Genomic DNA, 1,512 nt, shown 5'->3' with positions numbered 1-1,512 from the left:
GGCGCTTGCCGTTTCACCTGCCCGCGCGTTCACGACGGGATCGTTCGAGTACGCCGTGTCGTCAATCCAGTCGGTGAGGGTGCGCGCAGACTGACCGTTGTCCTGCCACTCGTGGGTCAACACGTCCTGCATGAAGTCCTTGTCGGTAGTGAACATGTCGTGGTCCACGACCGTGTCGCGGCCGGCCGTGTCGAACACCCGCTCGACGACGTCGTCACCCCAATGCTCCTGGGACCTGCCGTCTGGGCTGTCCTGCGAGGCCAACCATTCCTTCGCGTTCGACATCATCTCGCGATCGAGTTGCGAGCCCTGTTGGAACCTCGAGTCGCCGTCGCCGACGATGTCAGCCAGGTTCTTCATGTCGTTGGCGGCCCGGGTCCGTTCGGCGCCTTCCCAATCGACTGGCTGGGAACCCGGGTAGCCGGCCTGGGAACCCGGCGGCCCGCTGAAGTCCCCTGGTTGGTTCAAGGTGTTCTGGACGCCGTCGGGTAGTGCGCCCGTGTCGCCCGGGAGCACCCCGTCGTTCGGCAGCGGGCCGCCCGGGGTGGCCGAAACCACCTGGCTTCCGTCGCCGTCGTGTCTTGGGAAGGTCACATTCGGGTTGCTCATGACTTGCATGGCGTTGGACAGGATGTCCTTGTTGGTGCCGAGCCTGTCGCGGGCCGCGTTCAGGTCGTCCATCGACATGGGTTTCATCTGGGCCTGCATCTGACCGACGAGTTCCGCCTGCAAAGGAGTCAGGGGATGCTGCTTGCTGGTCGGGCCCAACTGATCGTTGTTGATGCCGTTGAGAAGCTCGTCGACTTTTGCGGCCGCTTCCTGATCTCCCGCAAGCGCCTTGCGAGTCAGCTCCTCCATGTCCTCGGGGCTTAGTTCCTTCTTCCCGTCCTCACCGACGACACCGAGGGTGTCGTCCCCGAGACCTTCCTTTGCGGCGAACTTCTGGATGCCCAGCGCCTGGTACTCGTTGCCGATGGTCCGGACCTGGCCGCCAATGGCGGAGAGGTCGCCGTTGGACTTGGTGACGATCTCGGTCAGCTGGCTGAGGCCCTTCTGGACGATCGGCACGAGCATCTGTTCGCGGTTCTTGCCCGCGGGCACGCTGGCGGCGGCGTCGAGGACCCACTGGCGTACTGCGTCGAGGTTTTGGCGGCCGGTGGTGACGACCTGGGCGGACTGGTTGACCTGTGCGGCGAGACGCTGATCGAGGTTGGCTAGCTTGCCGATGACTTCCTGGTGGTCGTTGTTGGCGGTGTCGTAGGCCGCGGCGGCCGTTCCGCTCCAGTGAGGGCCTGGTGCTGCGGACTGAACGTTGGCCTGCAGGCCGCGCAATGGTCCGCTCTTGTCGTACTGCTCTCCTGCCGGGGGCGTGCCCTGCCCGAAGGTGCTGCGCGCGTTCGACCACGTCGATATGAAGCCGTCAAGCACACCCACGCGAACCCCCGTCTCCAACAGTCGAGAATCATCGTAAGGCCGCACAGCTAACGGCCAGCGCAGGAATCGGTTAGGGCG

At 64.7% G+C, this 1,512-nt stretch carries 1 protein-coding gene; it reads right to left on the bottom strand.

All coding sequences use genetic code 11. The features are described 5' to 3' along the window. Window positions 1-1,434: TPR repeat domain-containing protein (locus tag ACRDUX_RS29325; protein ID WP_526419089.1), on the bottom strand; the 1,434-nt coding region annotated here is incomplete at its 3' end. Window positions 1,435-1,512: the final 78 nt, after the last annotated feature.

Origin of the sequence: Mycobacterium sp. (genome assembly GCF_050701675.1) — a bacterium.
In the GTDB taxonomy this organism is placed as follows: domain Bacteria; phylum Actinomycetota; class Actinomycetes; order Mycobacteriales; family Mycobacteriaceae; genus Mycobacterium.
This window is presented reverse-complemented; position numbering and strand designations above follow the sequence as displayed.